Source organism: Candidatus Woesearchaeota archaeon, assembly GCA_003694805.1.
In the GTDB taxonomy this organism is placed as follows: domain Archaea; phylum Nanobdellota; class Nanobdellia; order Woesearchaeales; family J110; genus J110.
This window is the reverse complement of record RFJU01000160.1, coordinates 1-7,082: the sequence shown is the minus strand read 5'-3', so window position 1 is coordinate 7,082 and position 7,082 is coordinate 1. Positions and strand designations below refer to the sequence as shown.

Below are 7,082 nucleotides of genomic sequence, written 5' to 3'. Positions count from 1 at the left end.
TCAACCCCTCACCCTTGCCAGCCCCGCAGGAGAAACCTGCCAAGTCTTCTTTGACTGCATCACCCGCGAAGACCCCAAACCAGAAGGGACCTGGTACACCATCTACACGGCCCAAGAAAAAAACAAGGACGCAACACCGCTCGCGCAGGATCAACAAAGAAGCCGCACAACTCATGAGCATCATGCCCGCCGCGAAAAACAAGACGGCGGACAGAAGTAAAAAACCAACCACGACGAAAACAACGAGGTGAACAGAGATGACAAAGGAACAAGAAAAAATCAAAAAGAGGAGGAGCGCAATTGCAGCAATTCTCTTCTTTACACTCGTTTTAGGGACGACCTACGTCCTCGCAGCACCGACAGCACCAGTCTCCATCACCAATGATGGAAGCTCCCGACGAGACCTGAGCGGCATCCCAGACCAATCGGTCGAGGCCCAAGCAGGAAACGTAACAGCGCTCACGATTGACGCATTAAGTGTTACGCGGTTCTGGCAAGGTTTCTACGGAAACATCACGGGAACCATCACGTTGGACGATGCAAACAACAACACCATGTACAACTGGTCCATCGCGACGCCCCAAGGAGAAGTCTACGCAACCAGAAACTCCTCCGTAAGCTTCACATCAGTTTCTTGCGCTAACGCGGGCAACATCACGGCAGAAGGCACCGCCATCGGCCAGACTGGATCAGAAGCTGACTACATATCAAACACCTTCAACCAACAAAGCCACCCGCAATTCAGCGTCGGCACCACGACCATCACGGCCAACACGTGCAACTCAACAAACACGTACGTGAACGACGCGGCACAGAGCTCGAACTTCTACGAAGTCCTGCTCACAGACAGCGCCGGTGTCTTCATCTACGCAACCATCATCGACGCAGACACGACTGGCTTTGACGGCGGAACCTACGACTTCCAAATGCTCGTCGGAGAAGACGGCACCGACTCAGCAACAACGCCGTATTACTTCTACGTCGAACTCAACTAAAAATCGACGTAGCAATCGGCAAAAGGAACGGCACAAACAATAACCCGACAAGGAAGAAAACACTAAGAAAACAAACCACAACAAGCCGGACAAAGCAAAAGAGGAAAGCACCATGAAAGGAGCACCAACCACGAACCAGCACAGGCGCAATCTCTTCGCGCTCGCCCTCCTTTCCAGTGCCTTCCTCGCAACTTTTTTTCTTTTTTCTTTCTCGACACTCATCACTGCTGAGCCGTCAGGCGCAAGCATCACGTACAACTCAACAGACAACGGCCCAACCATTCAGCCATCCTCCCACACGGCCAACCGCTCAACCATAACCACGCTCATCCTCGACGTCCTCCAGCAAGACCAGCACTGGAAAGCATACATAGGAAACGTCACCGGAACCTTCACGCTCGACGACGCGAACAACTACACGATTTACAGCTGGCCAAGCTCAGCCACCATCACCGGCGAAGTCATCGTTTCACGAGCAACGCTGGACTTTAGCACCGTCTCCTGCGCAGCAGCAGGAACCATTGCATCCGAAGAAACATTTCACAACATGACCGCGGCCGAGTCGGACTCCATCTCCAGCACGTTCAACTGGACGGGCCACACCACAACCACAATCGCCAGCACCGCTCTTTCAGGCTGCAACGCGACCACGCTCTACGTGAATGACGCGAGCCAAGGCCAAACCTCCGCTGCGGACTTCCAAGAATTTCTCATGGAAGACAACGGCGGCAACCTGGCCTACGTCGCCATCATCAACGACAACACAGCAGGGTACAACAACCAAAACTACGACTTCCAAGCCATCGTTGCAGAAAGCGACGTCAAAACATCACCGACAACCTACTACTTTTACGTAGAACTCGGATAAAGACGCATGACCCATGACACAAACTCCTCCAAAAAAGAAAGCCTCCTGCATCTGGTCTTCCTCGCAGCTTTCGCTATCATCCTCCTGTTTGCAAAAGAGGGGGTGAGCTTTAGCAACGGTCCTAACTGGGTGAACGTTTCTGTCGACTCGACTGTCAATATCACCAACGCCCCGCCAGAAGTCCTCAGCGTAAGCATTGACAATGCAACGAGCATCACCCTCAACGCAGGCGCTACCAAGAGGATCAACTGCAGAGTCGAAATACGCGACTACAACGGCGGCAACACCATCGCCTCCGTCAACGCAACCTACTTTGACGCCAACGTCAACATCTCAACCGATCCAGACAACAACAACAGCCACTACACCAACACGAGCTGTACGCAAGACAACGTTAACGGCTTCTACGCGAACTACACTTGCTCCTTTGACGTCTACTACTATGCTAATAATGGTACAAGCTGGACATGCAACACAACGGTACAAGACTCGTCAGGCTACACCGCGACCGGCTCAGCAACCTCCACGATTGAAAAACTCTACGCCCTCAACGTCACCAGCCCACTCGACTACGGCGACCTCGCCGCCGGCGACACGTCCGCCAACATCACCGCTAACGTCACCAACCTCGGCAACGTCCCCATGAACGTCACCGTCCACGGGTACGGCGCAACCCCCGGCGACGGCCTGGCCATGAACTGCACGTACGGCAACATCAGCATCAGCTACGAACGCTTCTCCACGAACGTTTCAGCAAACTACAGCGCAAAAACACCGCTTGCCAGCACGGACCAGCAGCTCGGGCTTCAACTCCAAAAACAAACAAACCCCGCAACGCCAATCAAAGGAACGAGCTATTGGCAGCTCCAAGTTCCCCTCGCACCACTCTCCGGTACGTGCAACGGCACCGTCGTGTTCACCTCGACAGACCCCAACCCTGTGTAAACAGGCGTTGAAAACACACAGGACCAAAAAGGAACACGTTTTTCAGTGCTTTTTTTCAGTGCTTTTTCTTGACAGCGAAGAAGACGCTCTTGTTTCTTCCCCCACCACCCCATGCTCCAAATCAGCTTCACACTACATCATCTCTTTTTTCGCAACGGAAGGATCTGTTACTTTTTCCTAGCACCCACACGCAGAAAAGTTTATAAACAATGGAGCGGTGTTTTCCTCGGAGGGGCGTCATGCCTTGCAAAACAGGCGTACTGCTAACCTCGCAAGCGCGATAGCAGAAAAAACGGCAGAAAAGCAGTTCAACAACAGAACAACGAAACAGAAACAACGAACGCTCGCGGCCAACAAAAACACGCGCTGATAGGAAGAATGGCCTGCTAAGGAACCGAGCCAGCGCTGAACAAAACGGAGGGATGGCGTGAATCACCACGTAAAGCAAACCATACTCTTGGCAATACTTCTTGTTTTATTCATCCCTTTCGCGTCTGCACGAGATCATGTCATCATCAACTCGCGAGATTGGCGCGATGTCTACTCAGGGATGCTCTACAGCAACCTGATCGGGTCCCCGAGCAACTTTCTGGTCAGCTCCAAGCACAGCACTATCCTCCTCTACTCGCTGCCCAAGAGTAAAAAAGACATACAAATCTTGACGTCGCGAAGAAACTCGTTCGTGGTAGGGTACAAGGCAATCCTTGACCAAGAAGGGTATGAAGGCGTAGAGGAAGACGTCATAGAAGATTTCAACCTTGAACTGGCCCGGCGCTTGAATGATGAAATAACGCGAACCAACCAACAAGAAGGAAGGCAGCTCCCGCCCGTCACGAAATTCATCATCATTGACGACTCGTACGGTTACAACGCCGTGAGCGTCGGTCCCTTTGCGTCACTCGGCCGCTACTATGTTCTCTTCGCTGACGAAGGCAATATCGACGACGTTGTAGACTTCCTCCAAGGAACAACTGTTGACGAAATTATCATCTTTGGTCAAGTAGACCGCGCTGTCAAGTCCGCCCTTGCGCCGTTCAATCCTGAAATAATCAATGTCGGCAACCGCTTTGAAAACAACATCGAGATTGTGAAGCGCTACCTCCAAATCAAGCCGACGCGCCAAGTCATCCTTACCAATGGCGAGTTCCTTGAACAAAGTCTCCTCTCAGGCGCTGACCCCGTCCTGTTCATCGGCAGAGAAAACGTAGTGGACGAAGTCAAGGAATTCATCTCGCAAAGCGATATTGACATCGGCATACTCATCGGCAACGAGCTCGTTGGGGCAGCGACGGCGGTGCGCAGGCAGCTTGGCATTTCTGTTTTTGTCAAGTTCGCCCAAAGCGCGCGCGTCCCGGGGGGTGCTGTCAGTCAAGTTGAAGACCTCGACCGGTTCCCCATGCCGCGCTACGATTTGAGCCTTTCTATCGCGTCCATCGTGTACAACGAAGCCACCGGCGCACTTGAAGTAACCTACCAAAACAACGTTGATCTTGCTGCGTACTTCCGTAGCACGATCACCATAACCGACGCGGAAGGAGTGAAAGTTGTTGGCGATGAAGAGCCCATCTTCATCGAAGCAAACGCACTCAAAACAGTCGTGTACACCGTGCAAACCAGTGGGGAGCCGCTCAACCTCCAAGGAGACGACATTTCGGGCAGGGTGTTTACTATCTACGGCGAGTCACCCGGCTCGCTCGAGCGTCAGCTCGATCAAACCTTCAAGATTGAGCGGGTCCGCGTAGATGACTCAGCGGAGATTGAAATCCTGGACCTCGTCTACGACATTCGTAAGAAACAATTCATCGTAACCATTGAGAACACCGGCAGTGTAGATGCCTACGTCAACCCAGAACTTGTCGATCTTCGCGTCAATGGCGAACGCGTCACGGTAGGCGCCGACGAACCCTTCCTCATCAAGCCCGGCAAGAAGGCGCACATCCCCATCTCCATCGAGCTCAGTGAAGAGGACTTTCCTGACAATGAAGAAATCACCGTTCGAGCATACTATGGAGAGCGCAAGCTAGCGCTTGTCAAAGTAAAAACAAAAGTCTTCGCCTTCAAGTCAAGGAGTGGCTACCTCTTGCTGTGGGTTTCAATAGCACTGATCGTCCTTGTCCTTCTCATCGCATTCTTCTCGCGCAAGCGATGTAAGAACTGCGGCTACTTCAACTCCAGAAGGAGAAAGACGTGCAAGCGATGCCACCACAGACTCTAGAATGACTGCCACAGGCGAAACGCCAAGAGAACAGCGCTTCCAAAGACACGCTAAAGAGCGCGCTAGGCCAGAAAGGAAAGGAAAAAGGAAAAGAGAAGGTGCTGGAGGGGGTGCCAAAGGAAAAAAAAGCAGCGGCTCACGCATCCTCGTCATCAACGCCGGGTCCAGCTCTCTTCGCTACGCGCTTTTTGCGTTCCCCCCCGCAACAGGCACCGTATTGCTGAAGGGGTACATTGATGCAATCGAGACGGGGCAGCGAGGACGTTCCCGCCGACAAACAACGCACGCCATCACCCTCTACAAAACAAGCGCGGGAGAACGCAGGCGAAGCAACCGCGCCCAGCCAGTCCTGAAAGAACAACTACAGCAACAGCAGACCTGCAAAACCCCTGTGAGAAACCACGAAGAAGCCATCGCTCTCGCCCTTGCCACCCTTACCGAAACCGGCGCTCTTGCGGCGATGAGCGACATTACTGCGGTCGGCCACCGCGTTGTGCACGGCGGCGCTGTTCATGCCAAGCCCGCAAAGCACCCAAAGCAAGCAACCCTCCCCGCCCACCGCGTCACACCCGCTTTGCTTCGAGCAGTGCAGCAATACAATAGCTTTGCTCCCCTGCACAACCCTCACAACCTCGCAGGCATTCACAAAAGCCTGCAACACTTGCCGCGCGCCAAGCACTTCATTGTCTTCGACACGGCATTCCACCGCAGCATTCCTGACGTCGCCGCCACATATGCACTTCCAAGGTCACTGGCAAAAAAACAAGGGCTTCGCAGGTACGGGTTTCACGGCACGTCTGTTGCAGGGGCAATCCGTGAAGCAAAACAACTCCTGGGGACGATGCCAAAAAGAGCCGTGGTCTGCCATGTCGGAGGCGGCGTTTCTGTGACGGCACTTCTGCGTGGCACGTCCATCGACACGTCCATGGGGGTTACTCCTCTTGAAGGTCCTCCTATGGGAACGCGGAGCGGCACGGTGGACCCTGGACTGGTCATTCACCTTGCAAGCCAAGGCGTTTCCGCATCGGAACTGCTCCACCTCTTCAGCAATGAGTCAGGCCTCCTCGGCGTTTCTGGTGTGAGCGCGGACATCAGAGAAGTGCTTGCTGCAGCGAAGAAGGGGAATAAGGACGCGGCACTTTCCCTCGCACTCCTTGAGTACCACCTCGCAAAGCACGTCTCATCGTATCTTCCCGCCCTCGGCGGGCTTGACACCCTTATCTTTACTGGAGGCATAGGCGAACATATTGCTTCTCTTCGCGCTCGCGTCTGCGAGCGTTTGGCGTTTCTCGGCGTCAAACTGGACCGGAGAAAAAACGACCGGCACGCACGAATCATCTCAACGTCTTCTTCGCGTGTCAGCGTCCTTGTGATCCCTGCAGACGAAGAACGCACTATTGCGCAAGCGGTGTTCTCAGCGCTCAGCCTTTGTTAAGGATTTGTTAAAGAAGGCGCGACCCGGGTGTGACCTGGAACGAGTACCTTGAGAATAGTAATAGTGAGTGGCTCCCCAAGAAAAGTTGTGGTGGTTGAGGGGTGGTTGGAGAGACTTGCCGTGGGGAGCCAGTCAGCAGGATATTTTTTTATTTTTTTTGCAGGAAATCTTGCGGGGGCTTTCGCAACTCTTGAAGCCACATCAGCCCAATGCGCATCATGTTCTTGTTGAACTTCTCGCTGAGCTTGTACGTTTTCTTGTACAAGTCATAGTCGATGAGCCCCATGGTTTTCATGGGGGTAAGAATGCGGTCGTAGAACTGGCGCTTGTTGTAGCTCAGCTTGATGTCTTTTTTGAGGCCTGGTATGCGAGCGTCCTTTGTTGAGATGGTGATGCCGTCGTGGAGCTGCGTCGCGAAAAGACTCATCTCCGTCTTCCCGATTTCCCCGTCTTTTCGCTTCATCTCTTCCACGAGGAGCTTTGCCACAATGACTTGCTGAGTAGTGGCAAAAATAATTTCGAAGATGTTCTCTGGGAGGTTGAACTGATCAAACAATACTACCATGTCCGTAATAAACAATCCCTAGTATATAAATCTTTCGTTTAGTATATGTTTCTCTATAC

The 7,082-nt window shown here is 53.0% G+C and carries 7 protein-coding genes; 6 read left to right on the top strand and 1 reads right to left on the bottom strand.

All coding sequences use genetic code 11. The features are described 5' to 3' along the window. The 6 genes from D6783_05845 to D6783_05820 all read left to right on the top strand — a co-directional run. The coding region (locus tag D6783_05845; protein ID RME52108.1) for a hypothetical protein at positions 1-220 on the top strand (220 nt) is incomplete at its 5' end. Positions 221-257: 37 nt separating this feature from the next. Next, on the top strand, positions 258-995 hold the full coding sequence (locus D6783_05840) for a hypothetical protein (GenBank protein RME52107.1): 738 nt from the start codon (positions 258-260) through the stop codon (positions 993-995). A gap of 112 nt (positions 996-1,107) precedes the next feature. After that, complete coding sequence (locus tag D6783_05835; protein RME52106.1) at positions 1,108-1,863, top strand: hypothetical protein; 756 nt, start codon at positions 1,108-1,110, stop codon at positions 1,861-1,863. Positions 1,864-1,869: 6 nt separating this feature from the next. After that, the gene (locus D6783_05830) at positions 1,870-2,808 is read left to right on the top strand and encodes a hypothetical protein (GenBank protein RME52105.1); all 939 of its coding nucleotides are present in this window, start codon (positions 1,870-1,872) and stop codon (positions 2,806-2,808) included. Between the two features lie 427 nt (positions 2,809-3,235). After that, complete coding sequence (locus D6783_05825; GenBank protein ID RME52104.1) at positions 3,236-5,023, top strand: hypothetical protein; 1,788 nt, start codon at positions 3,236-3,238, stop codon at positions 5,021-5,023. 1 nt (position 5,024) lies between these two features. Next, entirely contained in the window at positions 5,025-6,458 is a 1,434-nt protein-coding gene (locus D6783_05820) for an acetate/propionate family kinase (protein ID RME52103.1), read from the top strand. A gap of 148 nt (positions 6,459-6,606) precedes the next feature. On the opposite strand, the gene D6783_05815 is transcribed toward D6783_05820, so the two are convergent. Then, the gene (locus D6783_05815) at positions 6,607-7,023 is read right to left on the bottom strand and encodes a hypothetical protein (GenBank protein RME52102.1); all 417 of its coding nucleotides are present in this window, start codon (positions 7,021-7,023) and stop codon (positions 6,607-6,609) included. Between the last annotated feature and the right edge of the window lie 59 nt (positions 7,024-7,082).